This window comes from Moraxella canis (assembly GCF_034424565.1).
Taxonomy (GTDB): Bacteria; Pseudomonadota; Gammaproteobacteria; order Pseudomonadales; family Moraxellaceae; genus Moraxella; species Moraxella canis.
In genome coordinates, this window is the sequence record NZ_CP139961.1 from 1,915,687 (window position 1) to 1,940,148 (window position 24,462).

Genomic DNA, 24,462 nt, shown 5'->3' on the forward strand with positions numbered 1-24,462 from the left:
GATGTGATATCATGCTTTCAACTCTAAAAAATACGGCAGTTGGCATCGCTAGTATCGTCCGTTCAATGTGGATGGTCAATACCCATGCGCTCAGACCACGCGACACGATTTTATACCCTGAACAGCCGGTACCAGTACCACCGCGTTTTCGTGGACGGATTATCTTGACGCGTGATCCTGATGGCGATGAGCGCTGTGTTGCTTGTAACTTATGCGCAGTTGCCTGCCCGGTAGGCTGTATCAGCTTACAAAAAGCAGAGCGCGAAGATGGACGCTGGTATCCTGAATTTTTCCGAATTAATTTTAGCCGCTGCGTGTTTTGTGGCATGTGTGAAGAAGCTTGCCCGACAACCGCCATTCAGCTGACACCTGATTTTGAGCTTGGTGAGTATAACCGCCAAAATCTGGTGTATGAAAAAGAGCATTTACTGATCTCAGGTCCCGGCAAATATCCTGATTATAACTATTATCGAGTAACAGGGATGGCGACCGAAAATCAACCCAAAGGGTCGCATCAAAATGAAGCGGCACCGGTTGATGTGCGGAGTTTATTACCATGATGAATGTATTATTACAATGGCTCAGCGATGCCAATGTGGTTGGCTTTTATGCGCTGGCAGCAGTGGCTGTATTTGCCAGTTTTAGGGTGGTGACACACGCCAATCCTGTCCATGCCATTTTATCGATGATTGTATCGCTTTTAGCGGTGGCAGGAATTTTCTTTATTTTGGGTGCGCCTTTTGCAGGCGTTCTTGAAGTCATTGTTTATGCTGGCGCGATTTTGGTGCTGTTTGTCTTTGTGATCATGATGCTCAATCTGGGCACGGACATGAGCGAAGAAAAAACTTGGCTTAGCTCAAGCGCTTGGGCGACGCCTGTGTGCTTGACACTGATTATTGGTGGGGTGCTGACGGCATTTATTTTAAGCTCACCAACTGCAGCAGTGTCGTTGTCCGGCAATACCATTGACCCCAAGCAGGTTGGTATCAGCTTGTTTACCCAATATGTGTTATTGGTGGAAGTGGCGGCATTTTTATTGCTTGGAGCGTTGGTTGCGGCATACCATTTGGGTAAAAAAGCGCTTGATGATGAGAATTTTAGCCACTACCAAGAGTCAGAAGATGGTGCTCATGCAGCCAATCATCAGCCAGATGGTCCCGTATTTACAGACCATACAAAGCGCAAAGGGGGTTTTTGATGACCATAGCAGCAGTTAATGAAGCAAGCGCTCAAGCGGGCGTGGCATTGGCAGGCTTGGGCATCCCTGCTTCACATGCGCTGATTTTATCGGCATTACTTTTTGCCATCGGTTTGGCGGGTGTGATGGCTCGTCGCAACATTTTATTTATGTTGATGAGCCTTGAGATTATGATGAACTCTGCCGCCTTAGCATTTGTAGTCGGCGGCAATATGTGGGGCAGTGCTGATGGTCAAATCATGTTTATTTTTGTGCTGACACTGGCGGCAGCTGAGGCAGCGATTGGACTGGCGATTTTGCTCCAATTCTATCACCGCTTTAGAAATCTCGATGTCAATCAAGCCAATAAGTTAAAGGGGTAAGATATGAGTATGCTGATGTGGACTTTTATTTGCCCACTCATTGGATTTTTAATTTTAGCTAGCTTGCGCGATCGCCTTTCTCAGATGGCGGCGACCATCGTTGGTGTCGGCTCGATGCTGTTGTCAGCCATGGCAGCCGCTATGGCATCTGTGGATTATTTACAAAATTATCCAGGACAGGTAGTTAATATTCCTTTGTGGACATGGCTAAAAGTGGGTGAATTTGCGCCGGCATTTGGTTTGTCGTTTGATGGATTGACTCTAACGATGACAGGCATCATCACTGGCGTTGGCTTTTTGATTCATCTTTTCGCTTCTTGGTACATGAACGGCGAGGCTGGATTTGCCAGATTTTTTAGTTATCTGAATTTATTCGTTGCAAGTATGTTATTGCTGGTACAGGCGGATAATTTATTGCTACTTTATCTTGGCTGGGAAGGCGTTGGTATTTGTTCGTATCTGTTGATTGGATTTTATTTTCATGAGCGTGCCAATGGACGCGCCGCCATTAAAGCTTTTACAGTGACGCGCGTTGGTGATGTTTTCTTGGCGATTGGTCTGTTTATATTATTCCGTGAGTTTGGCACGCTAACGATCAGCGAAATCATCACGCGTGCCCCAGAGATGTTTGGTGTCAATAACCCAAACTTGGTGCTGGCTGCGATGATGCTTGTTGGTGGTGCTTGGGGTAAATCAGCTCAAATCCCATTACACACTTGGCTTGCTGATGCGATGGCAGGTCCTACGCCTGTATCTGCACTCATTCACGCTGCGACTATGGTAACAGCAGGGGTGTATTTGATCGCTCGCATGCATCCTGTGTTTATCCTGACACCTGAAATTTTATTATACTGGGTGGGCGGCGTTGGCGCTATCTCAATGCTGGTGGCTGGATTTTGTGCGTTGGCACAAACAGACATCAAGCGTATTTTGGCTTATTCAACCATGAGTCAGCTGGGATATATGTTTATTGCTTTGGGCGTTGGTGCATGGCAAGCTGCCATTTTCCATCTGATGACGCATGCGTTTTTTAAGGCGCTGCTGTTCTTAGCCTCTGGCGCGGTGATTTTATCAGTACATCACGAGCAAAACATCTTTAAGATGGGCGGACTGGCAAAGAAAATTCCTTTGGTGTTTGCCTGCTTTGTCGTCGGTGGTGGCGCGCTGGTAGCACTGCCTTGGGTGACTGTCGGCTTTTATTCTAAAGAAGCGATTCTTTGGGAAGCTTATGCTGGTGGCTATCAGACCTTATTTTGGGCAGGTGTCTTTGGCGCGTTTTTGACTTCTGTTTATACTTTCCGCTTGATTTGGATCACCTTTTTTGGTGAAGAAAAAACCCATGCCGAAAAACTCTCAGGCATCTCCTATTGGCTACCTTTGTCTGTGTTATTGGTGCTCTCAACAGGTATCGGCGCGATGATCATTCCGCCATTGAATGATGTGCTGCCGCTGGGCGCAGGTCAGCTGCTTGAGCAAGCAGGAAATGCAGATGCCAAACATACGGCTGAATATATCGCAATGGCATTTATGGCAGCAGGTTTGGCGCTAGGCGTGGTGTTATATGCGCTTAATCAAGGTAAGCTACTTAACAGTTTCAAACAAACTCGTCTAGGTGGTGCGCTGTATCATTGGTGTTATCATGGTTTGGGTTTTGATGCTTTGTATGACATTGTTTTTGTTAAGCCATTTTTAGGCATCGCCAAGATCTTGAAATCCGATCCGATTGATCGCCTGATTAATATCTTACCTATGGGTGCATCATTGGGTAATAAATTAACAACAAAAACTCAAACTGGGCTTTTGCGCACTCATGCCATTGGCTTTGGCGCAGGTCTGGCGGTTATTTTAATCTTAGCATTGATGGTGGTGGTGTAACATGGCATTAGAACAAAACTGGATACTGCCAGCATTGATCGCAATTCCATTTATTGCAGGCTTATTATGCTGGTTAATTGAAAAAGTCAGTGATCGATTGCCGCGCTGGATTGCACTGATCGGCATGATCATTACTTTTGCATTGACTTTGGTGCTGTGGCAGCAAGGGAATTTTAATACGCTACTGGTGACAGATGCGCCTGTCAGTGGCGAGACCTTACCTTGGGCGGCGCAGTTTATCCTGCCATGGATTCCAAGTTTTGGCATTAAATTTCATTTGGCTATGGACGGCTTGTCTTTGCTGATGATTGCTCTGACGGCATTTTTAGGTATCATGGCGGTGGGCTGTTCGTGGGGCGAAATTCAGCGCCGCGTCGGATTTTTTCATCTTAATTTGCTGTGGTCACTAGGCGGCGTGATTGGCGTATTTTTAGCCATTGATTTGTTTTTATTTTTCTTCTTTTGGGAATTGATGCTGCTGCCGATCTACTTTTTGATCGCGCTGTGGGGGCATAATGCCACAGGTGGTAAGACCAAAGAATATGCAGCCACCAAATTCTTCATTTATACACAAGCCTCAGGCTTGATGATGCTGATTGGCATTTTATTGCTGGTCATCATTCATTTTAGCCATACTGGGGTGCTAAGTTTTGATTATCATGACCTCTTGGGTATAGATCTGGGTGGTTGGGAATACATCATCATGCTTTGCTTCTTTATTGGTTTCGCTGTTAAGCTGCCAGTCTTCCCTTTGCATGGCTGGCTGCCAGATGCGCACGCCCAGGCGCCTACGGCAGGCTCGGTAGACTTGGCTGGGATTTTGATTAAGACTGCGGCATTTGGCTTGTTGCGCTTTGTGATTCCACTGTTCCCAAATGCTTCGGCAGAATTTGCGCCGGTGGTGATCACTTTGGGTATGATTGGTGTATTTTATGGCGCATTTTTGGCATTTGCGCAGACGGATATTAAGCGCCTATTGGCTTATACCAGCGTATCGCACATGGGCTTTGTCGTTTTGGCAATCTATGACGGCAGTCTGATTTCGTTACAAGGACTCATGGTGCAGATGATTGCGCATGGTCTTTCAAGTGCGGCGCTATTCATCATGGCGGGTCAATTATACGAGCGCCTGCATACGCGTGATATGACTTTGATGGGCGGTATGTGGGGTCAATTTCGCTATATTGCACCGCTGCTCATGTTCTTTAGTGCGGCATTGTTAGGCATACCTGGTACGGGTAACTTTATCGGTGAGATTTTGATTTTGATTGGTTCTTTTGCCAATCATCCGATCTTTGTTACGCTTGCCACAGCAAGCCTTGTGATGGCAGGTTTGTATTCTTTGATTATGATTTATCGTGCATTATTCGGTCAAAATACCACGCTTGATTTGGTGAAACAAAATCATGGCACGCTAAAAGATTTGGGCAAGCGTGAATTGGCGCTGCTGCTTTCCTTGGCGATTGGATTGGTGTGGCTTGGCTTGTATCCTCAGCCTGTCATGGATAAATCTGAAGGATCGATGCAGTGGATCGCTAGTGCTTATGCCCATGATGTGACCATGGCGACTGAGCCTAAGCATGGCATTCGCCTAATTGAAGGGAATATGGGCGATTACATGCACGCCCATCACCATGAGCTGCATGGTCAAGGGTATGATGCTGGTATGCATCATCATGAAGGGTCTGACCATCATCACGATCATGATCACTCAGGTCATGAGCATCACCACGATCACCAAACCAAGCAGGGAGAATAATCATGAATCCTATGATTTTTGAATCTATTTTATCGATACTGCCTGCTGTGGTGGTGGCGCTCACTGCACTCATTGTGATGATTGCCATTGCTGTCAAGCGCTCTCATTTTTGGACAGCAACGCTCAGCGTCTCAGGTCTGAACATTGCCTTGCTGGCAGTTGTCTCCCAAGCGTTAGGCTTGGTGCCTGCAGGTGCATCTTTTGGTGGGCTGTTTGTCTTTGATGGCTTTGCGATTTTTAATATGGGCGTGATTTTGATCGCAGCGCTGGCTTGTTGTACATTGGCTTATGGCTATTTTGAGACATTAAAAGATCATAAAGATGAGCTGTATTTGCTCATGCTAATCTCTACCTTAGGGGCGATGCTGATGACAGGCGCAGAGCATTTGGCGGCGTTTTTTATGTCGCTTGAGCTACTGTCTGTGCCGATGTATGGCATGTTAGCATACACTTTCTTGCGCTCTAGATCGCTTGAGTCAGGTTTAAAATATCTGATCATGTCCGCCACAGCTTCCGCGACGTTACTCATGGGAATGGCGCTGATCTTTGCTGATACAGGTGCTTTATTCTTCAAAGATTTGGCAAGAAATCTTTTGGTTGGCAATCTGTCTAGCTTGAGTGTGGTTGGGGCGGTGATGATGTTGGCAGCTGTGGCATTTAAATTATCAGCAGCGCCATTTCACTCATGGGTATCAGATGTCTATGAAGGCGCGCCAGCACCGATCGCTGCTTTTTTGGCAAGTGTAAGTAAAGTAGCTATGATGGCACTTGCACTCAGATTCTTTGTGGGTAGTATGTTCACCGCCATGCCAGCTTTTGATATGATTTTGGTTGTTGTCATTGTTTTGTCCATTTTGTTGGGTAACTTGCTGGCAATTCGTCAAAATAACATCAAGCGTATGCTTGCGTATTCTTCGATTGCGCACATTGGCTATGCTTTGATTGCACTTTTATCGATCGGTGCGGGCAGCTTGCCTTTGGTGAGTATGTACATGGCGGTTTATGCGCTGACATCGATTGGGGCGTTTGGAGTGATCACTCTTATGTCAAGCCCATACCGTGAGCGCGGACGCACTTCTATCAGTGGCGAAGCTGACGATCTGCGTTTTTATCAAGGATTATTTTGGCGCCGTCCTGTGCTAACGGCGGTATTGACTGTGATGCTGCTGTCTTTAGCAGGTATTCCGCTGACGGCAGGATTTATTACCAAATTCACCATGTTCTTTGCAGCTGTACAAGGCGTGCGCTTTTGGGCGGCTGGAATGATTATTTTGGGTAGCGCCATTGGCCTATATTATTATTTGCGCGTTTTGGTCAATTTGTACCAAAAACCTAAAGCCAACCTTGAGTTCGATGCGCATCAGCATTGGGGTATAAAGGCAGGTGGAGTGATGGTGATGATTATCACTGCACTGATCGTTGTCTTTGGTGTGCTACCCGAAGCGATGATGCAAATGGCTGCTAGAGCTGTGATGCTATAAGTGATCTAGAGCTGTGATGCTATAAGTGATCTGAGTATCATAAAGATAAATAAGCGCCCAAATGGGTGCTTATTTATAGGGGTGTATCAGTCTTAATCATATTACTGACAGTTAAAAATCAAATAAAAAAGAGCTTAGTTGTAAGCTCTTTTTTATCGTATCGTCAGAAAATTAAACGGCGCAGTCATCACTTGCCAAATAAGTTTCAAGCTCTTCAGAACCGCCGATGTGTTTGCCGCCGATAAAGACTTGCGGAACGGTCTCACGACCAGTAATGGCGCGAACACTTGTCATACTAGCATCTCGGCCAAGTACCACTTCTTCATAAGCGACGCCACGAGACTTCAGAGCTTCTTTAGCTTTGGCACAAAAAGCACAGCCTGGCTTGGTGATGATGGTCACTGAAGGCTTGTCTTCCCAGTCAGGATTTAAGAATTTAATCATGGTATCGGCATCAGAAACTTCAAATGGGTCGCCGTCTTTTTCAGGCTCATCAAAGATTTTGACAATCACGCCATCATCAACCAGCATCGAATAACGCCATGAGCGCTTACCAAAGCCCAAATCTTCTTTGCCTACCAAACGACCCATACCTTCGGTAAATTCACCATTCCCATCTGGGATCAAAGTAATCTTATCGCTTTCTTGGTCAGCTGCCCAAGCATTCATCACAAAGGTGTCATTCACCGAGACGCATAAAATATCATCAACGCCCAATTTTTTGAATTCACCCGCCAATTCATTATAGCGCGGTAGATGCGTCGATGAACATGTCGGCGTAAACGCACCCGGCAATGAAAAAACCACTACCTTCTTGCCACCAAAAAGCTCATCAGTGCTAACATTCACCCACTGATCACCTTGGCGCGTACGAAATACAGCATTTGGAACTTTTTGTCCTGTCATGTCTTTAAAAGCCATACAATTTCCTTTAACAGTTGTGATAAAAATCTATACTGCTTATCTATATGGGGATGTTGATCAATTTTTCAAGCGGTGATTTTTGAGGTGGTTTTTGGCATCTGATGGGTGTGCGATGATTTGACTAAAGCTGAATTATCAGTCAAAATACACGATGAAACGTCTGATGTCTGTGATGAAGAGGACATTGGTCATTAAGATTAAAATTATAAAGAGACACTTATGAGTGATGACAAAGCAGTGGCATTGACGGTGCTATCAAAGACAGTTTGGTCGCCCAATTTGTTTAGTTTTACGACAACCAGACCTGAGGGTTTTCGGTTTGAGGCGGGGCAATTTGTACGGTTGGGGCTGCGTGCAGATGAGCTGATTTATTATCAAGATCAGCTCAAATCTGAGGAGCTGACTCCGATTTTTCGTGCGTATTCCGTGGTATCATCTCCTTATGATGAGGCGCTTGAATTTTTTTCGGTGGTGGTGCCGGATGGAGAGTTTACTTCGCAGCTTCAATATTTGCAAGCAGGTGATCAACTATATCTGAACACCACGCCATTTGGATTTTTGACGCTATCACGGTACCAAGAACCGACGCCAAAAACATTGTGGCTGTTAGCAACTGGAACGGGGCTTGCGCCATTTTTATCCATTTTACAAGATTTGTATGCTTGGGAGCATTATGATGACATTGTGCTGGTGTATAGTGCGCGTACCCAAAGCGAATTGGCGTATCAAGACAAAATCCGCTCATTAGAAGCAAGCTTTGGGGGGTTGGTCGATGATCCTGCTCGTTTTCACTATATACCCATCGTGACGCGTGAAAAAGTCGCTGGCTGCTTGTCTGAGCGTATTCCTAGCTTAATTCATAATGGTGAGCTTGCCAAGGCAGCCAGTGTTTCGCTCGACAACCAAGCGCATGTCATGCTGTGCGGTAATCCACAAATGGTTGAAGATACCAAAGAAGCGCTCAAAGCACAAGGGCTTAGCATGAATCGCCGTGGTGTCGGCAATATTGCGGTAGAAAACTATTGGTAAATACTTGCGCTCTTGGCTTGATTGGGATGTATTGATGTTTGGCAACAAGTGGCTTTTATCTTTAAAGCTTTTATCATTAAAATAGCCACTTTTCGATACCCGCACCCACCAAAAATCCTGCCATACCGATGATGACGCTCATACCAGTATTGATGCCTTTGATGGTAGCGATTATGGTCATCACGATACCCAAAATACTGGCGATGAGCGGGCTATTATCCGCAGACTCTGTAAAAAATGGCATGGCAAGTACCACTGTCATGCCAATAATAATCGCGCCGCCCAAGGGGGCAAAAGGCGAGTTCTCAGCCGTAAAAAAGCGAATGATGGCGGAATCATCAGGCAGTAAAAATGGTAAAGATCGTGAAAGGGCGGTCAAGATCGCCATACAGACAACCGCTATCAGCAGCGTATAAAACCCAGATTCATTGAGCATAGTTTGACTTAATAATTCAATAATTTAACTAATAAAAAATGCGCTAGAACGCCACCAAATCCTGCCACAAGCAGTGCAATTTCGCTATGATCAGCAGACACACACAGCGCTGCAATGACTGCTGCAATGATCAAAGCAGGGCGAAATCTAGGTTCGCTGACATAGGCGTGTGTGGATAATGAAACAAATAACGCCACAAAAGCAAAATTCATCGTGGCACTCATCACCGGATAGTCTGCCAATAATTTGCCGCCAAAAACACCGATGATGGTACCGCCCCACCAAGACACCCACGATACGACAGCCAGTCCAATCAGCCAAGGCTTTTGATTGTCAATACCTTTTAATTTTGCCATGGCGGTGGCAAAGACTTCGTCTGTGATTAGCGGAGCAATCCAAATCATGCCATCACTTGATTTTAGGTGACGCTTCATCAAGGGTGCGTACAGCAGGTGACGACTGTCAAGTAAAGCACATAAGCCTACCACGGCAAGCACGCTTGCGCCGCTCATGATCGAGGCGAATAATAAAAACTGACTGGCACCGGCATAAATGAAGACACTCATCGTAATGATGATCCAAGTCGGGAAGCCGGCAGCCGTTGTAGCCATACCAAAAGCAATCGCCACCGGAATGTAGCCTAAAGCAACAGGCAGTCCCGATTGGCAGCCCTTGATAAAAGCTTGGGAGTTATTCATAACTAAGACAATTTAAAATATTTAAACAATCAACCAAATCAATCAGATGAGATGGTCAATTCATAATGCTATTGTTGATTTTTATTTGATGGTATTAAGGCTGACAATACAGCTCATGCAAAGAACCGATAAGGCGCATGACTTTATCATCTGCAAGCTGATAATAGACAAATTTGCCTTGTTTTTTGGTGCTAAGTAGCCCGCTTTGACGCAAAATGCCCAGTTGCTGCGATAAGGTGGGCTGCAAGATATTGGTCAGTGCCGCGATTTCACCGACATTCAAAGCCTGCCTTTCAAGCACACAAACGATCTTTAATCTATCGGGGTTGGCAAGCAGCTTTAGTACAGAAACAGCCTTGGGCAGCTGTGTAAAATTTATGTCGCTCAAAGCAGCCTCTCTTTCATATTTTTTCCATAAAAAATCTTGCCCATCCTAGCATAATCAGCAAAAAATTTCTATTAATATATAAAAATATATATTATAATAATATAAATTATAAAACAGTGAGAATCAAATGAATGATTACGTATCGGCGCTGATGGGCGGCGTGTTGATCGGCATTGCCACCGTAGGTTATCTTTATAGCACAGGTAGAATCGTGGGCATCAGTGGCATGATGGCGACTTTACCTAAAACCAAAGTCTCTGCTGCTTTGTTCTTCTTGATCGGTATTGCTTTGGCTGCTGTGATGGCTCGAGCGTTTGGTTTGGTGGATTTGGGTGAGATTAGGCTGACCACGCCTGCTTGGCTGCTGGGCGTTGCCGGTATATTCGTTGGAATTGGCACACGATTAGGCTCGGGCTGTACGAGCGGGCATGGTATCTGTGGCATGGCTCGGCTGTCGCGCCGCTCTATGGCTGCGACCGCAACTTTTTTGCTGACGGGAATTATAACGGTTGCTGTGATGCGTTATTTACGAGGCTGATATGACGACTAAAATAAAAAATATCTGTGCGCTGATTTTTGGGATGGTATTTGGGTCAGGGCTGTTGTTGTCAGGTATGGCAAATCCTGCCAAAGTGATTGGTTTTTTGGATATTTTTGGTGAGTGGGATCCAAGCTTGGCGTTAGTCATGCTAGGGGCGATTGGTGTTGCCATCATTCCTTTTCAGCTTGCCGTGCATCATTCACGGACATATCATGATGCTAAGTTTGATTTACCCACCGCTGTGCACATTGATAAAGCGCTTATTGTTGGCGCTGCCATATTTGGCGTCGGTTGGGGCTTGGCGGGGATTTGTCCTGCGCCTGTTTTATCACTAATAGGCTTGGGTAAATTTCAGGTGCTGTATTTTATGATTCCTATGATGATGGCGATGCTAGGCTTTGATTGGTTTAAGGATACTAAGCGCAGTAAATTTTAAATCAATCACGATTTTGCTAACGCAGATACATTAAGCGTAAACATCATGACTGATGCTGATCAATGTTAGCTCATGCCAAATTTATAGGCTTATCAAGCCATAGTCACATCAAAAAGCTGACCGATAAGCTGAGTGGCTGCCAAAGCTATCACGCCCCAGATGATAATGCGAATGACAGCAGGCAAGGGTTTGGCACCGCCGAGGCGTGCTGATAAATATCCCAGTGCTGCCAGTCCAATCAGCGTCGTCGCCCATAAGGCACCGATCAGCACCTCATGCGAGGCAAGATACACGCACAAGACAGGTAATATCGCCCCAGCGATAAAAGATAAGCCAGATGCGATGGCTGCTTGGAGCGGATTGGCTGCGGTATCGTCATTGAGCCCAATTTCATCACGAGCATGCGCCTCAAGTGCGTTATGCTCCGTCAAGGCGATCGCAACTTCCTTAGCAAGCTTGGCATCAAGACCGCGCCGCTTATAAATCTCGGTGAGCTCCATAAGCTCTCTTTCGGGATTATGGGTGAGCTCATGCTGCTCTTTGAGTAGGTCTGCTTGCTCGGTATCCGACTGTGAGGAAACCGATACATATTCACCCGCCGCCATACTGATGGCGCCAGCGATGAGCGATGCCATGCCAGTCAGAATCAAAGTTTGGCTTTGTGTTCCTGCTGCTGCCACGCCCATCAATAAGCTTGCGGTGCTGATCAAGCCATCATTGGCGCCAAGCACAGTTGCGCGCAGCCAATTGTTGCGATTACTAAAATGCGGCTCATGATGAACGCTATACATATCACACCTTGGATGTTAACCGATTGATCAATATTGTAGCACAAAATATCGCCAAAACAGTAAAGGCAGCAGGCAATCATGAATGCTAAGATGGCTTGTGCTAAAAATCACCCCCTGAAGATATCAGGGGATGAAAACGCGCTTTACATTTTTTCTACGGTCTTAATGCCAAGCAAATCAAGACCTTGTTTTAAGGTTTTGGCGGTAAGCGCAGCAAGCAGCAGGCGAGAAGCCTTGATCTCATCATCAGCACTTAGGATTGGGCAGGCTTCATAAAAACTTGAGAAAATGCCCGCTAATTCAAACAGGTATTGGCACAATAGATGTGGCAGACCGTCTTTGGCAACCAATAACAGCACTTCTTCAAATTGAAGCAGCTTGATCGCCAAGGCTCGCTCTTTATCTTCGCTGATCACGATCTCACCGCTGATGGCTGCCATATCAAGCCCTGCACGCGCAAAAATCGAGCGAACGCGCGTATAGGCATATTGCATATAGGGTGCGGTATTGCCCTCAAATGACAACATATTATCCCAATCAAACACATAGTCAGTGTTACGATTTTTGGAAAGGTCAGAATATTTGACCGCACCAATGGCAACTGCCTCGATCACAGCCTGCTTTTCCTCGGCGCTAAGATCGGGATTTTTTTGGTCAATTAAAGCGGTCGCGCGCTCGATCGCCTCATCAAGCAGATCGGCAAGCTTCACCGTGCCGCCTGTGCGTGTTTTGAAAGGTTTGCCATCTTTACCAAGCATCATACCAAAGGTAAAATGCTCCATGATAAATTCATCAGGCACAAATCCCGCTTTACGAGTGATCAGCCATGCTTGCTGAGCGTGCAGGGTTTGGCGTGCATCGGTAAACAAGATCACGCGGTCGGCGTGAAGCGTCTGATAGCGGTAAGTTGCCGCGGCGATGTCGGTGGTCGTGTAAAGATAGCCGCCATCCTTTTTTTGGATGATGACGCCCATCGGATCGCCTTCTTTATTTTTAAATTCATCCAAAAATACCACCACGGCGCCGTCATCTTCGACCGCCAAGCCTTTGTCTTTGAGTGTTTGAACGATCTTGGGAAGCATTGGATTATATAGGCTTTCACCCATGGTATCGTCACGCGTTAAGGTGACATTCAGGCGGTCATAGGTGCGCTGACATTGCGCCATGGTGATGTCCACAAGCTTTCGCCACATCGCCAAGCAATACTCATCACCGCTTTGGAGTTTGACCACATAATGACGTGACTTTTCAGCAAAGGCTTCATCGCTGTCATAGGCTTGTTTTGCTGCGCGATAAAACGCCTCTAAATCAGATAAGTCCAAATCCTTGGCATCATCATTTTCTACCTTTTCAAGATAAGCAATCAGCATACCAAACTGAGTGCCCCAGTCGCCCACATGGTTGGCGCGGATGACGGTATTACCCAAAAACTCAAGCGTACGCACGACGCTGTCACCGATGATGGTTGAGCGCAGATGACCGACATGCATCTCTTTGGCGACATTTGGAGAAGAATAATCAACCACCACAGTGTCAGTTTGGGTAGCAGTTACACCCAAAGTGCTGCTGATGTTGGCTTGATTGGCATGGTCAGATATCCACTCATTTTTTAAGAAAATATTAATAAATCCAGGACCTGCAATCTCAAGCTTATCGGCGATATCGTCAATGCTTAAATAATCAAGCACCTTTTGGGCAAATTCTCGCGGATTCATACCCAGTTTTTTGGCAGCACCCATGATGCCATTGGCTTGATAATCCCCAAATTGTGCTTTATTGGATTGACGCACCAATGCCTCAACCTCGCTGCCTGCGCCGGCTGCGATCATCGCCTCTTTAATTTTAGTGTTTAAAATTGCTTGAATGTTCATCGATTGCCTATGGATAAATTATAAAAGTGGAAAATTCTGATCAAATAAACCGATAATTTTAGCAAATTTTCTATAAAAAATCTTGATTAATTGGCAAATAATGCCAAGACATCTTTTGTGTTTTAATTCATTTAAGTGAGCTCAAATACTCTCAACAATAAAAATCGCCTTATCTATAAGATAAGGCGATTTGAATAATGGCGGAAGCTGAGAGATTCGAACTCTCGGTGGGCTATGAACCCACGCCGGTTTTCAAGACCGGTGCATTCAACCGCTCTGCCAAGCTTCCGTAAGCGGTGTGTCAATAAAAAAATATGGCGGAAGCTGAGAGATTCGAACTCTCGGTGGGCTATGAACCCACGCCGGTTTTCAAGACCGGTGCATTCAACCGCTCTGCCAAGCTTCCAATGCGTCGTATTATAGACGAATTTTTTACAAATGCAAGGATTTTTTATAAAAATTGGCACAATTTTGTCATATTTGAGCACTGATCGCGAATTGTAGGCTGTCATCATGCTAAGATTTTTATGACAAATTAATCCAAGCGGTTATAAAAAAGCGGTTATAAAAATAATTTGGGCTGACGGCGAGGGGTGCTGATCTCTTCGATGCTGATCTCATCGGTGGTGCGACAATTGGTTTGGGGAATGGCAATGTCTCGCGCCAGCGCTGCCAGTTCATAGATGGTGCGGCGCGTATGGATCAAATTGTCTTTAGGATTTTGCCAACTGGTACTGATGGCAAGAGGTGCAGGCGCAGGTATGGTAGCGATACCCGCTTTGGCAAATTGGCGACGCGCTCGAGCCATATGGTAGCGATCTGTCACCAAATACACCGTCGTTGGTAGCTCATGATAGCTGAGTAATTTGGCAGTAAAAACGGCATTTTCGCAAGTATTCATACTGGCGTTTTCGTTGATGATCACTGCCTTAGCCTTAGTGATATGCTCAATCAAATAGTCGCGCAGCCATGGTGATTCAGCCCCACTGGTAATAATGCTCAAAGGATGCGTCTCATGTAGGCGAATGGTGGCATCTGCACGGCTTTGGGTGAAGTGGTTTAAGCTGATTGCGCCAGTTGGGTTTTTGGTCAATCCTCCACCGAGCACGACGATGCTCTTGGCATCATCTTGAACGGCAGGCAAGGTGAGGGCAGAATACAGATTGAGCAGACCGCCGCCAACATTAGCAAACATAGGCGTCAAAGCGCTCGCTGCACCGATGATCATCACAGTGCCGCCCAGTGCAATGACTTTTAAGACTTTTGATGCCATGCGCCGTAGGGCGGAAGCCGGCTTTTTTGGTCTGTTAGTTGTAGCTGCCATCAGCATTGATCCAGACAGGTTCACGCACTAAGGTGATGCCAAATTTTTGATAAACCGCGGCGATAATGACATCGGCTGCAGCTTTGATATCCTCTTGGGTGGCACTAAGCGGTGCATGATTGGTCAAAACAAGCGCTTGTTTGGCGTGGGTTAATATTGGCGGCACACCTTGACCTTTGAGCCCGGCTTGGTCAATCAGCCATCCTGCAGGCACTTTAACTGAAACATTCGTGACAGGATAACAGGGTAAAGTTGGATAATCGACACACAGTTTTTGATAATGCTCTGTTGAGATGATCGGATTTTGAAAAAATGAGCCGCAGTTGGCCAAAACTTTTGGGTTAGGCAGTTTGCTTTGACGGATGGCGATGACCGCATGATACACATCTGTGGTGGTGATGGCAGTCCGGCTCTCATTATTTGCCAGCTGTTTTGCATATGTATGCAGATCGCCGTAGCTACTTAGAATGCGTGTCGGGTCTTTGTGTAATCGCAGTGTCACCGCACAAATTAAGTAGCGATTTGGTTCATCTTTAAAAATGCTGTGGCGATAGCAAAAAGCGCAGTCTTGCTTGGGCAGCTGTTTAAATTGCTTAGTTGTCCATTCATATGCCTGCACACCCACCAAGACATCTTCAAGCTGCACACCATAAGCGCCGATATTTTGGACAGGGGCGGCGCCGACAAGCCCTGGAATTAGGGCTAGATTTTCAAGCCCATACCAGCCTTTATGAACACAGTCGGTCACCAAATCATGAAAATTTTCACCTGCTTGCACCTCTAAGATGATTTCTTTGTCATCTTCAAACAGTACACGCCTGCCCATCATGCGAGGCAAAAGTACGGTAGCATGAAGCCTGCTTGGCAACAAAACATTACTGCCACCTGATAGCACAAACCAAGTCTGATCCAGCTTAAGTGTTGGTAACGCGGCTTTATCGTGAATCACCACCGCTGTGTCTGCGACCGAAGACAGCGCCATGGTATTCATCGAAGACAGGTCATAATTTTGGTAAGTATCAAGCATGTCATGTGTCAAATGGTGGGAAATGGATTGCATTATAGCGGTAGCAGGCTTGGCAAGTCAATCAGTCGCAGTCGAAGCGTGATCAATCAAGCTGCCATTTAGCGATATGCTGATCGGCAATGTGCTGAAGATGGGCGTACATTTGCTTAAAGTCTTGCTCATCGCCATAATAAGGGTCAGCAACCGACTGACCGTTAAGATCAAATAAATCAAGCTGTGCCACCGCTCGACCGTCAGCATGCATGATGGCGGTTTTCTGAAGGGTTTGTAAGTCTGATAAATTGGTCTCATCCATCGCAAAGATCAGCTCAAACTCATAAAAATCTTCCCAAGAAACTTGGCGCGCGCGCAGTTTGTCCAAATCAAAACCAAGCGACTCACCAATGGCAATGGCGCGTGGATCGGGGGGATTGCCGATGTGATAGCCCGCCGTCCCTGCTGAATCCAAATGGATATCAGGGACAAGCTGAGTCAGTTTGGTGCGCATCACAGCTTCAGCGGATGGGCTTCGGCAGATATTACCCAAACAAACAAAAAGAATCGATTGTGGTGTGGTCATAGTCATTACCAATGGTGTTTGAATTTATTTAATTCTCGGCGCTGCTTTTTGTCAGGTCGGCTGTCTGGACGCGCCAAATTCATTAGCTTTCGTTGTTCAGCCATAAAAGCACGCTGAGTTTTACTTTCGTCAGTTTCTTCATACAGGGTCGCTGCAAGGGTGGCATTACTGCGATTTTCGGACAATGCCTTGACGATGATTGTTTTTTCTTCAAGGCGGGTGGCGTGTCCTTGGCGGATGGTGAGCGTATCGCCGACTTGTAGCTCTTTGCTGACTTTGATTTTGGCACCGTTCATATGCACTTTGCCAGATTCGATGGCTTCTTTGGCAAGGCTACGAGTACGGAAAAATCGTGCCGCCCACAGCCATTTATCGGCGCGCACTCGAGTTAAAGCGTGTTCTGTCATGGGTATATTACCAATTTATAGCGATGTTTTAAGCCTGTCGTTTGCATGGATTCTTTTGAAGTTTTATACACCCAACTTTTGGGCAAAGCTTATTTGTGCAGCTTTTGCCTTGATGGGTGGGATTGATGGACAGTGAGCGTCTGAATTGAGATCGTTAATGCTGCAGCTGTCATACCGATAACTTATCATGTTCACTCTATATAAGCTTTACTGATAGCTTACAATGATGAGCTTGGTGACCTAAGTCATAAAATCTCAATCACAGTAAATTCTTCAAAAATTAGCCACATTGTATCATCAAAGATACCAAATCGCTCAAAAAATCGTTCATGTTCTGCTCGCCAATACGCCAAGGATAAATCACCTTCACCTTCTTTTTTGGCAAGAGCTTCATCCACTTCGTTAAAGCGAATGATAAACTGCGCGGTATTTTGGATAATGCAAGCAGGCATATTTTGCCCATCGGTGATGACTTGTAGGCTGCCCACAGGCGGTAGTGGCTCTGCTAAGTGCCAATCTAAAGCCGTGCAAGTAGCGGTTTTTTTGCCATCTAACACAAGCTTTAATAGCGCATCCGCCATCTGGGGAGTGTCGCCAAATGACCAATGGGGCAGGGTGGTGATGTCCATCACTTCAAAAACAGCCGATAGCCCACATTGTCCGTCAGGCTTTGACACTCGTAGCCGATGTCGGTGAGCGCATCCAAAATTTGACGACTGCTACCCTTAGAGGCTTGTAAGCCCACCATGATACGACCTTCGGCAGCACCATGATTGCGATAATGAAATAGGGTGATGTTAAAATCTTGACCTAATTTTTCAAGGAAATTAAGCAGTGCCCCTGGGCGTTCTGGGAAAATCACACGGAATAACTGCTCATCATCCAAGCGTGCATGACCGCCAATCAGATAGCGGATATGGGTTTTTGATGCTTCGTCATCGGTGAGATCATGGGCGATATAGCCGCCTTTGGCTAGGATGTCGCTGATGATGGCACGCTCTTTTTGACCTTCTTTGAGTCCGATACCGACAAAGACATGAGCGCTATTTGGGTTGGTTGCGTCCATGCGGTAGTTAAATTCGGTGATATTGCGACCTTGTAACACACGACAAAAGTCCAAAAACGCCCCTGTTTTTTCGGGCAACTGCACCGCAAAAATCGCTTCTTTTTGTTCACCAATTTCGGTGCGCTCAGCGATGTAGCGCAAGCGATCGAAGTTCATATTTGCGCCTGAGATGATGGCGACGCAGTTTTTGTCGGTGATACCATTGGTTTGGATGAATTTTTTCATGCCTGCCACAGACAATGCGCCCGCCGTCTCAACGATGGAGCGATTTTCTTCAAAGATGTCTTTGATGGCAGCGCAAATTTCATCGTTGGTACAAGTCACCACTTCAGGCTCAATCACCGCACCTGAGCCATCGGATTTTGACAGTTTGGCAATTTGATAGGGCAGCTCACCAATTTGGGCGACTGCCACACCATCAGCAAATAAAGATACTTGTGGCAAGCGTACGCGCTCATCAGATGCCAAAGCAGCTTTTAGGCAAGCAGCGCCTTTGGGTTCGACCGCGACCACCTTAATGTGCGGCGCCACTTCCCCCAAAAACGCCGCCACGCCTGCGACCAGTCCGCCACCACCGCACGCCACAAACACATAATCTATCTCGCGCCACTGCTGTGTCAGCTCAAGCCCAATTGTCCCTTGTCCTGCAATCACCAGCTCATCATCATAAGGGGCGATGTAGGTTAGCCCATCGGTCTGGGATTTATTGATGGCAAAGCGGTTGGCTTCATCAAAACTGTCGCCATGCAGATGCACCGTACCGCCAAGCGCCTTGACCGCTTGTACCTTGATGTCGGGCGTGGTGGTTGGCATGACGATCAAATTATCAATGCCTAAGCGACTGGCAGAATACGCCACACCTTGGGCATGGTTGCCTGCCGATGCACAGATGATGCCTTTTTGTTTTTGGGTGTCGGATAACTGGCTAATCTTATTATATGCGCCGCGCAATTTAAAGCTAAATACAGGCTGAAGATCTTCGCGCTTTAGGCGAATGTTATTATCAAATCTTGTAGAAAGCTTGGCAGCAGGCTCAAGTGGTGTGCGGATGGCAACATCATAAACGGTGGCTTGCAAGATGGCGCGAACATAAGGGGTGAGCATACAATTTCCTTGTTATTCTACAAAATTAATACAGTTAAGCTTAGACTTATGGTGAATCACTCATGGATTTGATAATAAAAAACAAGATTGGCTAAGCCAATCTTGTCGATCATCAAGCATTAAGCTGTGCCATGACATCATCACTAAAATTAACATTAGTATAGACTTCTTGGACATCGTCCAAATCTTCTAGCATATCGATCATCTTAAGTACTTTTTGGGCATCGTCAATGTTATCAATATCGGCTGTGGTGGAAGGCGACATGGTCACTTCCATGCTGTCAGGGATGAGTCCAGCAGCTGTCAGCGCATCGACCACCGCACCAAATTCTGCTGGTGATGTAATGACCAATAAGCTTTCGCCATCATTTTCGATATCGTCAGCGCCAGCTTCTAACGCCGCTTCCATCACGCTGTCTTCTAGGCTTAAATCATGAAACACAATTTCGCCGCGCTGACTAAATAAATATGCCACTGAGCCACTCGTGCCAAGATTGCCGCCATTTTTACTAAACGCATGACGCACTTCGCCAACAGTACGATTGACATTATCGGTCATGGTCTCGACGATGACTGCCACGCCGCCGACGCCATAGCCTTCGTAAGTGATTTCTTCCATGTTGTCATTATCGCCGCCACCTGCACCGCGTTCGATGGCGCGTTTGATGACATCTTTTGTCATGTTGGCGGCGTTGGCTTTTTCAAGTACGGCTCTTAGGCGGGGGTTGTTGGCAGGATCTGGGTCACCTGACTTGGCAGCAGAGACAATCTCACGGATGATCTTGGTGAAGATTTTGCCTTTTGCCGCATCTTGCTTAGCCTTGCGATGTTTGATATTTGCCCATTTACTGTGACCTGCCATAATGCACCTTTGCTAAAATAATCAAAAATATAAAGTGAAATGATGTTATCAAAAGATTTGGATCATTTCCAAATCCCTGACGGATCCAATCACACGATCAAAGAAAGTTAAAAAGATAAATTTTAGCAAATTTTTAAGGCTTTGATAAGTCTAAAAAATCACAAATATTTTAAGAGCGGCAGTCACTGAATTGATAACTTATTTTTTGGTTGAAGATAAAATAAAGTTGTGATAATCTTTGCTTGAGCATTCCCACTAGGCAAATCAAGGAAGTTTATCATGCCAACTCAAACCCTGCTGATGCATCTTGGCGTACTGCAGCCTGACTCTGTGATCAGCCTTCGCCCGTCTTTTGACGAATTAACACCCAGCCGCTATAAAGATGGCGAATATCGCCTGCGTCGATACTCCAAAATCTGCTTTGATCATGGTAGGGTTTCTGTACTGCCTACCGAAGCCTTCGTACAATCAGGTGATATTAATGAATTTCAAGGGGATGTGGTGCGTGTCTACGACAATTTGAGCGATCAAGCGCTGCACAGTGAAGGCATGGCACAGATTTGTCAAAGTTTTGTTGATGCGTGTGAGTTGCCCAGTGTGTGCCAAATTGAAATTCATCAAATGCGCATCATTGCCAAACAAGACAGCGCTCCTGCTGAGTCGGCGCCTGAAGGGATTCATCAAGATGGCTTTGACTATGTGGGCGTTTTCACCATTCAAAGATACAATCAATCAGGCGGTGAGCTGATGATTTGGCGTGATAAACAGTCGCCAAAGCCTGTCAGCACCTTAACGCCTAAGGCTGGCGAATATTGCATCGTCAATGATCGTACGCTGTGGCACAGCGCGTCTGCTGTGGCTGTGGGCGATCAAGATCAGGTTGGGTATTGGGATTTGCTTGTGTTAACAGCGAATAATCCAAATCTTTCATCTGATTGATCACTGATTTATCCAGCGTTCTGTTGTCTTATCTTATGTGTTGTCTTAGGGAAAAGTTATGCTTCAAGATCGATTGTCTGACATTCGCCGTCAGTTTGCGGCATTCAATTATGCCAACGACAATGGGGATTTGCCCATCTATTTTGATGGACCTGGCGGCTCTCAGGTGCCTGACTGCGTCACTCAAGCGATGATGGATTACCTTAGGCATGGTAATAGTAATATGGGTAGCCATCATCATGCCGGCGTGCAGACGATGTCGATGAATCAACAAGCAAGAACACAGGCGGCGATTTGGCTGGGTGCCGATGCTGATGAGATCGTGTTTGGGCAAAATGCAACCAGTTTGATGTTCATGATATCTCGTGTGGTTGCTGCCACTTGGCAGGCGGGTGATAATGTCGTTGTCAGCAGCTTAGATCACTACTCTCAAGTCTCTGCATGGCAGCTGGCAGCGATGGAGCGTGGTGTTGAAGTTCGGATGATCCCGTTGAACGCCAATCACGATGATATCGATTATCAGGCGGCTGAGTCCATGATTGATGAGCGCACTCGTCTGGTGGCGGTTGGCTTGGCGTCTAATTTGATTGGTACGATCATTGATATCAAGCAGCTATCAAAAACCGTCCAGTCGGTAGGTGCTTGGCTTAGTATCGATGCTGTCCATGCGGCGGTGCACATGCCCATTGATGTCAAAGCACTGGGGGCTGATTTATTATTTGCATCGGCTTATAAAATTGGGGGTCCGCATTTGGGCATGATGTTTGCGCGCCGTGAGATTTTACAAGCATTAACCCCTTATAAAGTGGCGCCTGCCACCAATAAGCCGCCCATGTCATACGAACAAGGCACGCAGTCTTTTGAGTCGCAGGCGGGCTTTATCGCCATGATGCGCTACTGGGCGAGCTTATCGGGAGCTGATGAACTCACCCCTGACAGCAAAGCAAACAGTTATGACTTGGTGAGCACCTATGAGCAGCAGCAAAGCCAATATATTTTGGATAAATTTGGTCAACGACCATTTTTGAAGCTGTATGGTAAGCCAAGCGCAGAAGGGCGAACGCCGACTTTTGCGTTCAATATCATCAAAGATGGCAATATCCAAAGTGGTGCGGCGCTCAGTCGATTTTTGGGCAAGCAAAACATCGCGCTTGGCTATGGTAATTTTTATGCTCAAGCCTTAGCAGAAGCGCTAAGCCCAACAGGATCAGTGCTTAGAATGGGCTGCCTGCATTATACGACCTTTGATGAGATTGATCGATTGTTTGCGGCGATCGATATGGGCGTGGATCAAGTGTATCGATAAAGAGGGCAGGGAAGACCAGCGATCAAGTCTGGCGACATTGATCAAGTCTGGCAAGCCAAGTTATCGACACTGCCAGACTTGATGTCTCATAAGTATAAATGGGCTGATGTCCAATAGATTTTGGGTGTTTGTGCGCTTATGCCAACCCAAAGCTTGCAAACAAGTCGTATTCGCTTGCTTCATCAATCACCACGCTGAGCATATCTCCTGCTTTGACTGTGGCATCGATATTATCCACATAGACATGACCGTCAATTTCGGGCGCATCAGCATAGCTTCGGCAGATGGCGATATTTTCTTCGGTGTCGATCTCATCCACCAACACGACCAACGTTTTACCCACTTTTTCAGCAAGTTTTTCTGCACTGATCTTTTGCTGAAGTGCCATCAGGCGCTCATAGCGTGCGTGCTTGATCTCTTCGGGCACAGGATTGGGCAGATCATTGGCGACCGCGCCTTCGACTTCTGAATAAGTAAAGCAGCCCACACGATCCAAGCGAGCCTTGGTAAGCCAATCAAGCAGATATTCAAAATCTTCATCGGTTTCGCCAGGAAAGCCGACCACGAAAGTTGAGCGAATCACGATATCTGGGCAAATGGCGCGCCATGCTTGGATGCGCTCAAGGGTGTTCTCGCTCATGGCAGGGCGTTTCATAGCCTTTAGGACGCTGGGGCTTGCGTGCTGAAAGGGGATGTCAAGATAGGGCAGTAAGCCTCCCGTGCCACCAGAAGCCGCCATGCTGTCTGCCATGATTTGGACCACGGCATCCACATGTGGGTATGGATACACATAATGCAGCCGCACCCAGATCCCAAGCTTTGCCATCGCCTCGCACATATCGTAGAATTTTGATTTAAGCGGCTGACCTTCCCAAAACGCGGTTTTATATTTCAAATCCACACCATAAGCGGAGGTGTCTTGAGAGATGACCAAAAGCTCTTTGACGCCAGATTTTTTGAGCGCGGCAGCTTCTTTCATGACACTGTCTATCGGGCGACTGACCAAATCGCCGCGCAGCGACGGAATGATACAAAAAGTACAGCGGTGATTACAGCCTTCAGAGATTTTTAAATAAGCGTAGTGCTTGGGTGTCAGCTTGATGCCGGCTTCATTAATCAGGTCGATCTTTGGATCGTAGTGCTTGGGTTTTGCTGGCTTTGGCACATGATGATTAACCGCCGAGACCACCTCTTCATATGCGTGGGCGCCTGTGACCGCCAGAACAGCAGGATGCATGGTGCGGATTTTGTCAGCATCTTTACCCAAGCAGCCGGTCACGATCACCTTGCCATTTTGATTGATTGCTTCACCGATGGCATCTAGTGATTCTTGCACCGCTGACTCAATAAAGCCGCAAGTATTAACCACCACCAAGTCAGCGCCGGCATAATCCTTGGCGACCTGATAGCCTTCACGAGACAGCTCGGTGATGATGCGCTCGCTATCAACCAGTGCCTTTGGGCATCCCAAAGACACAAAGCCGATTTTGGGTGCTTCACCTCGATGGCTCAAGCCAGCTTCTGCCGCCTGCTCAATGCTGCGATTTTGGTTATGGTTGGCTTTATGATGATAGGCAGGCTGGTTTGCTTGCGCATCTTGGCTTTTGGTTTTTGGATCAAATACAATTGGGCTTGACATAGTTGGCTCGGATGATACTGGCAAAGTTAAATGGCTGATAATAGATTATATTTTAGCATATTTGCCCCAGTGGGGTGATAGTAAACATGAACGGCAGTCATACAATCGTCATGTAAAATGGGTACAATAACCAAAGAAAAAATCCCCAAGCCAGGGGAGACTTGGGGAGAAAGTGAAAAGCTTATAAAAGCTACACTAAAAATGGCGCAGCGGACGGGGCTCGAACCCGCGACCCCCGGCGTGACAGGCCGGTATTCTAACCAACTGAACTACCGCTGCAATATGGTGGGTGGTAACGGGATCGAACCGCTGACCCTCTGCTTGTAAGGCAGATGCTCTACCAACTGAGCTAACCACCCTAAAATGTGTTTTTTCTTTAAACAGTTTACTGTGTTTAAGAAAAAGATTCGATACGGTGTCAAGGTATCAACATTTTAAGT

25 protein-coding genes and 4 tRNA genes are annotated in these 24,462 nt (G+C 46.4%); 11 read left to right on the forward strand and 18 right to left on the reverse strand.

Annotated elements, in window-relative coordinates; all coding sequences use genetic code 11:
• The first annotated feature begins 11 nt into the window (after positions 1-11).
• The 6 genes from nuoI to U0021_RS08675 are packed head-to-tail and all read left to right on the forward strand — an operon-like array spanning position 12 to position 6,675.
• Positions 12-560: an NADH-quinone oxidoreductase subunit NuoI gene (nuoI, locus tag U0021_RS08650; RefSeq protein ID WP_049236127.1), complete on the forward strand. Its 549-nt coding sequence runs from the start codon at positions 12-14 to the stop codon at positions 558-560.
• Positions 557-1,198, forward strand: a complete 642-nt coding sequence (gene nuoJ, locus U0021_RS08655) for an NADH-quinone oxidoreductase subunit J (protein ID WP_078256438.1) — start codon at positions 557-559, stop codon at positions 1,196-1,198. The genes nuoI and nuoJ overlap by 4 nt, the downstream gene beginning before the upstream one ends.
• The gene (nuoK, locus tag U0021_RS08660; protein WP_114800442.1) at positions 1,198-1,560 is read left to right on the forward strand and encodes an NADH-quinone oxidoreductase subunit NuoK; all 363 of its coding nucleotides are present in this window, start codon (positions 1,198-1,200) and stop codon (positions 1,558-1,560) included. Before nuoJ ends, nuoK begins: the two co-directional genes overlap by 1 nt.
• Positions 1,561-1,563: 3 nt before the next feature.
• The gene (gene nuoL / locus U0021_RS08665) at positions 1,564-3,435 is read left to right on the forward strand and encodes an NADH-quinone oxidoreductase subunit L (RefSeq protein ID WP_114800443.1); all 1,872 of its coding nucleotides are present in this window, start codon (positions 1,564-1,566) and stop codon (positions 3,433-3,435) included.
• Between the two features lies 1 nt (position 3,436).
• Positions 3,437-5,194 carry an NADH-quinone oxidoreductase subunit M gene (gene nuoM / locus U0021_RS08670; protein WP_114800444.1) on the forward strand — a complete coding sequence of 586 codons (1,758 nt, stop codon included), beginning with the start codon at positions 3,437-3,439 and terminating at the stop codon, positions 5,192-5,194.
• Positions 5,195-5,196: 2 nt separating this feature from the next.
• Entirely contained in the window at positions 5,197-6,675 is a 1,479-nt protein-coding gene (locus U0021_RS08675; RefSeq protein ID WP_114800445.1) for an NADH-quinone oxidoreductase subunit N, read from the forward strand.
• Positions 6,676-6,846: 171 nt separating this feature from the next.
• On the opposite strand, the gene U0021_RS08680 is transcribed toward U0021_RS08675, so the two are convergent.
• Positions 6,847-7,596: a glutathione peroxidase gene (locus U0021_RS08680; RefSeq protein WP_078256434.1), complete on the reverse strand. Its 750-nt coding sequence runs from the start codon at positions 7,594-7,596 to the stop codon at positions 6,847-6,849.
• Between the two features lie 222 nt (positions 7,597-7,818).
• On the opposite strand from U0021_RS08680, the gene U0021_RS08685 reads away from it, so the two are divergent.
• A complete protein-coding gene (locus tag U0021_RS08685; protein ID WP_114800446.1) occupies positions 7,819-8,628 on the forward strand; it encodes a ferredoxin--NADP reductase in 810 nt (269 codons plus the stop codon).
• Between the two features lie 76 nt (positions 8,629-8,704).
• Here the strand turns inward: U0021_RS08685 and U0021_RS08690 are convergent, their stop codons facing one another.
• From U0021_RS08690 to U0021_RS08700, 3 genes are all read right to left on the reverse strand, one after another.
• Positions 8,705-9,064, reverse strand: coding sequence for an AzlD domain-containing protein (locus U0021_RS08690; RefSeq protein ID WP_114800447.1), 360 nt, complete (start codon positions 9,062-9,064; stop codon positions 8,705-8,707).
• 8 nt (positions 9,065-9,072) lie between these two features.
• Complete coding sequence (locus U0021_RS08695; RefSeq protein WP_114800448.1) at positions 9,073-9,762, reverse strand: AzlC family ABC transporter permease; 690 nt, start codon at positions 9,760-9,762, stop codon at positions 9,073-9,075.
• A 94-nt stretch (positions 9,763-9,856) separates the two neighbouring features.
• A complete protein-coding gene (locus U0021_RS08700) occupies positions 9,857-10,150 on the reverse strand; it encodes an ArsR/SmtB family transcription factor (RefSeq protein WP_049236290.1) in 294 nt (97 codons plus the stop codon).
• Positions 10,151-10,277: 127 nt separating this feature from the next.
• Between U0021_RS08700 and U0021_RS08705 the strand changes: the two genes are divergently transcribed.
• The gene (locus tag U0021_RS08705) at positions 10,278-10,688 is read left to right on the forward strand and encodes a YeeE/YedE family protein (protein WP_114800449.1); all 411 of its coding nucleotides are present in this window, start codon (positions 10,278-10,280) and stop codon (positions 10,686-10,688) included.
• A gap of 13 nt (positions 10,689-10,701) precedes the next feature.
• Positions 10,702-11,127 (forward strand): YeeE/YedE family protein, encoded by a 426-nt coding sequence (locus U0021_RS08710; RefSeq protein ID WP_114800472.1) that lies wholly within the window; start codon positions 10,702-10,704, stop codon positions 11,125-11,127.
• 92 nt (positions 11,128-11,219) lie between these two features.
• On the opposite strand, the gene U0021_RS08715 is transcribed toward U0021_RS08710, so the two are convergent.
• The 11 genes from U0021_RS08715 to U0021_RS08765 all read right to left on the reverse strand — a co-directional run bounded on the left by U0021_RS08715 (position 11,220) and on the right by U0021_RS08765 (position 20,138).
• Positions 11,220-11,918, reverse strand: a complete 699-nt coding sequence (locus tag U0021_RS08715; RefSeq protein WP_114800450.1) for a VIT1/CCC1 transporter family protein — start codon at positions 11,916-11,918, stop codon at positions 11,220-11,222.
• 143 nt (positions 11,919-12,061) lie between these two features.
• Positions 12,062-13,789, reverse strand: a complete 1,728-nt coding sequence (gene argS / locus U0021_RS08720) for an arginine--tRNA ligase (RefSeq protein WP_114800451.1) — start codon at positions 13,787-13,789, stop codon at positions 12,062-12,064.
• Positions 13,790-13,987: 198 nt separating this feature from the next.
• A tRNA-Ser gene (locus U0021_RS08725) sits at positions 13,988-14,078 on the reverse strand.
• 26 nt (positions 14,079-14,104) lie between these two features.
• Positions 14,105-14,195: transfer RNA gene (locus U0021_RS08730), tRNA-Ser, on the reverse strand.
• Positions 14,196-14,351: 156 nt separating this feature from the next.
• Positions 14,352-15,113, reverse strand: coding sequence for a YdcF family protein (locus tag U0021_RS08735; RefSeq protein ID WP_114800452.1), 762 nt, complete (start codon positions 15,111-15,113; stop codon positions 14,352-14,354).
• The gene (gene murB, locus U0021_RS08740) at positions 15,097-16,173 is read right to left on the reverse strand and encodes a UDP-N-acetylmuramate dehydrogenase (RefSeq protein WP_114800453.1); all 1,077 of its coding nucleotides are present in this window, start codon (positions 16,171-16,173) and stop codon (positions 15,097-15,099) included. Before murB ends, U0021_RS08735 begins: the two co-directional genes overlap by 17 nt.
• A 49-nt stretch (positions 16,174-16,222) precedes the next feature.
• Complete coding sequence (locus U0021_RS08745) at positions 16,223-16,699, reverse strand: low molecular weight protein-tyrosine-phosphatase (RefSeq protein WP_114800454.1); 477 nt, start codon at positions 16,697-16,699, stop codon at positions 16,223-16,225.
• A gap of 5 nt (positions 16,700-16,704) precedes the next feature.
• Positions 16,705-17,106 carry an RNA-binding S4 domain-containing protein gene (locus tag U0021_RS08750; protein WP_114800455.1) on the reverse strand — a complete coding sequence of 134 codons (402 nt, stop codon included), beginning with the start codon at positions 17,104-17,106 and terminating at the stop codon, positions 16,705-16,707.
• Between the two features lie 245 nt (positions 17,107-17,351).
• Entirely contained in the window at positions 17,352-17,783 is a 432-nt protein-coding gene (locus tag U0021_RS08755) for an ASCH domain-containing protein (protein ID WP_205276529.1), read from the reverse strand.
• A complete protein-coding gene (ilvA, locus tag U0021_RS08760) occupies positions 17,735-19,276 on the reverse strand; it encodes a threonine ammonia-lyase, biosynthetic (protein WP_114800457.1) in 1,542 nt (513 codons plus the stop codon). The genes U0021_RS08755 and ilvA overlap by 49 nt, the downstream gene beginning before the upstream one ends.
• Before the next feature lie 112 nt (positions 19,277-19,388).
• The gene (locus U0021_RS08765; protein WP_114800458.1) at positions 19,389-20,138 is read right to left on the reverse strand and encodes a YebC/PmpR family DNA-binding transcriptional regulator; all 750 of its coding nucleotides are present in this window, start codon (positions 20,136-20,138) and stop codon (positions 19,389-19,391) included.
• Positions 20,139-20,417: 279 nt separating this feature from the next.
• Here U0021_RS08765 and U0021_RS08770 point away from each other — a divergent pair, with 279 nt between their 5' ends.
• Together U0021_RS08770 and U0021_RS08775 are read left to right on the forward strand one after the other, a co-directional pair.
• On the forward strand, positions 20,418-21,077 hold the full coding sequence (locus U0021_RS08770) for a 2OG-Fe dioxygenase family protein (protein WP_114800459.1): 660 nt from the start codon (positions 20,418-20,420) through the stop codon (positions 21,075-21,077).
• Between the two features lie 58 nt (positions 21,078-21,135).
• The gene (locus U0021_RS08775; protein ID WP_114800460.1) at positions 21,136-22,383 is read left to right on the forward strand and encodes an aminotransferase class V-fold PLP-dependent enzyme; all 1,248 of its coding nucleotides are present in this window, start codon (positions 21,136-21,138) and stop codon (positions 22,381-22,383) included.
• A gap of 136 nt (positions 22,384-22,519) precedes the next feature.
• On the opposite strand, the gene rimO is transcribed toward U0021_RS08775, so the two are convergent.
• From rimO to U0021_RS08790, 3 genes are all read right to left on the reverse strand, one after another.
• Positions 22,520-24,022, reverse strand: a complete 1,503-nt coding sequence (gene rimO, locus U0021_RS08780) for a 30S ribosomal protein S12 methylthiotransferase RimO (RefSeq protein ID WP_227538695.1) — start codon at positions 24,020-24,022, stop codon at positions 22,520-22,522.
• A gap of 202 nt (positions 24,023-24,224) precedes the next feature.
• Positions 24,225-24,301: transfer RNA gene (locus U0021_RS08785), tRNA-Asp, on the reverse strand.
• 4 nt (positions 24,302-24,305) lie between these two features.
• Positions 24,306-24,381 (reverse strand) — tRNA-Val (locus tag U0021_RS08790).
• Positions 24,382-24,462: the final 81 nt, after the last annotated feature.

Coding starts and splice junctions, on each gene's coding strand:
- U0021_RS08680 (WP_078256434.1), bottom strand. CDS start 7,596: ATGGCTTTTAAAGACATGACAGGACAAAAAGTTCCAAATGCTGTATTT.
- ilvA (WP_114800457.1), bottom strand. CDS start 19,276: ATGCTCACCCCTTATGTTCGCGCCATCTTGCAAGCCACCGTTTATGAT.
- nuoM (WP_114800444.1), top strand. CDS start 3,437: ATGGCATTAGAACAAAACTGGATACTGCCAGCATTGATCGCAATTCCA.
- nuoL (WP_114800443.1), top strand. CDS start 1,564: ATGAGTATGCTGATGTGGACTTTTATTTGCCCACTCATTGGATTTTTA.
- argS (WP_114800451.1), bottom strand. CDS start 13,789: ATGAACATTCAAGCAATTTTAAACACTAAAATTAAAGAGGCGATGATC.
- U0021_RS08745 (WP_114800454.1), bottom strand. CDS start 16,699: ATGACCACACCACAATCGATTCTTTTTGTTTGTTTGGGTAATATCTGC.
- U0021_RS08715 (WP_114800450.1), bottom strand. CDS start 11,918: ATGTATAGCGTTCATCATGAGCCGCATTTTAGTAATCGCAACAATTGG.
- U0021_RS08705 (WP_114800449.1), top strand. CDS start 10,278: ATGAATGATTACGTATCGGCGCTGATGGGCGGCGTGTTGATCGGCATT.
- U0021_RS08770 (WP_114800459.1), top strand. CDS start 20,418: ATGCCAACTCAAACCCTGCTGATGCATCTTGGCGTACTGCAGCCTGAC.
- U0021_RS08690 (WP_114800447.1), bottom strand. CDS start 9,064: ATGCTCAATGAATCTGGGTTTTATACGCTGCTGATAGCGGTTGTCTGT.
- U0021_RS08735 (WP_114800452.1), bottom strand. CDS start 15,113: ATGGCAGCTACAACTAACAGACCAAAAAAGCCGGCTTCCGCCCTACGG.
- rimO (WP_227538695.1), bottom strand. CDS start 24,022: ATGTCAAGCCCAATTGTATTTGATCCAAAAACCAAAAGCCAAGATGCG.
- nuoK (WP_114800442.1), top strand. CDS start 1,198: ATGACCATAGCAGCAGTTAATGAAGCAAGCGCTCAAGCGGGCGTGGCA.
- U0021_RS08765 (WP_114800458.1), bottom strand. CDS start 20,138: ATGGCAGGTCACAGTAAATGGGCAAATATCAAACATCGCAAGGCTAAG.
- U0021_RS08675 (WP_114800445.1), top strand. CDS start 5,197: ATGAATCCTATGATTTTTGAATCTATTTTATCGATACTGCCTGCTGTG.
- nuoI (WP_049236127.1), top strand. CDS start 12: ATGCTTTCAACTCTAAAAAATACGGCAGTTGGCATCGCTAGTATCGTC.
- U0021_RS08695 (WP_114800448.1), bottom strand. CDS start 9,762: ATGAATAACTCCCAAGCTTTTATCAAGGGCTGCCAATCGGGACTGCCT.
- murB (WP_114800453.1), bottom strand. CDS start 16,173: ATGCAATCCATTTCCCACCATTTGACACATGACATGCTTGATACTTAC.
- U0021_RS08775 (WP_114800460.1), top strand. CDS start 21,136: ATGCTTCAAGATCGATTGTCTGACATTCGCCGTCAGTTTGCGGCATTC.
- nuoJ (WP_078256438.1), top strand. CDS start 557: ATGATGAATGTATTATTACAATGGCTCAGCGATGCCAATGTGGTTGGC.
- U0021_RS08685 (WP_114800446.1), top strand. CDS start 7,819: ATGAGTGATGACAAAGCAGTGGCATTGACGGTGCTATCAAAGACAGTT.
- U0021_RS08750 (WP_114800455.1), bottom strand. CDS start 17,106: ATGACAGAACACGCTTTAACTCGAGTGCGCGCCGATAAATGGCTGTGG.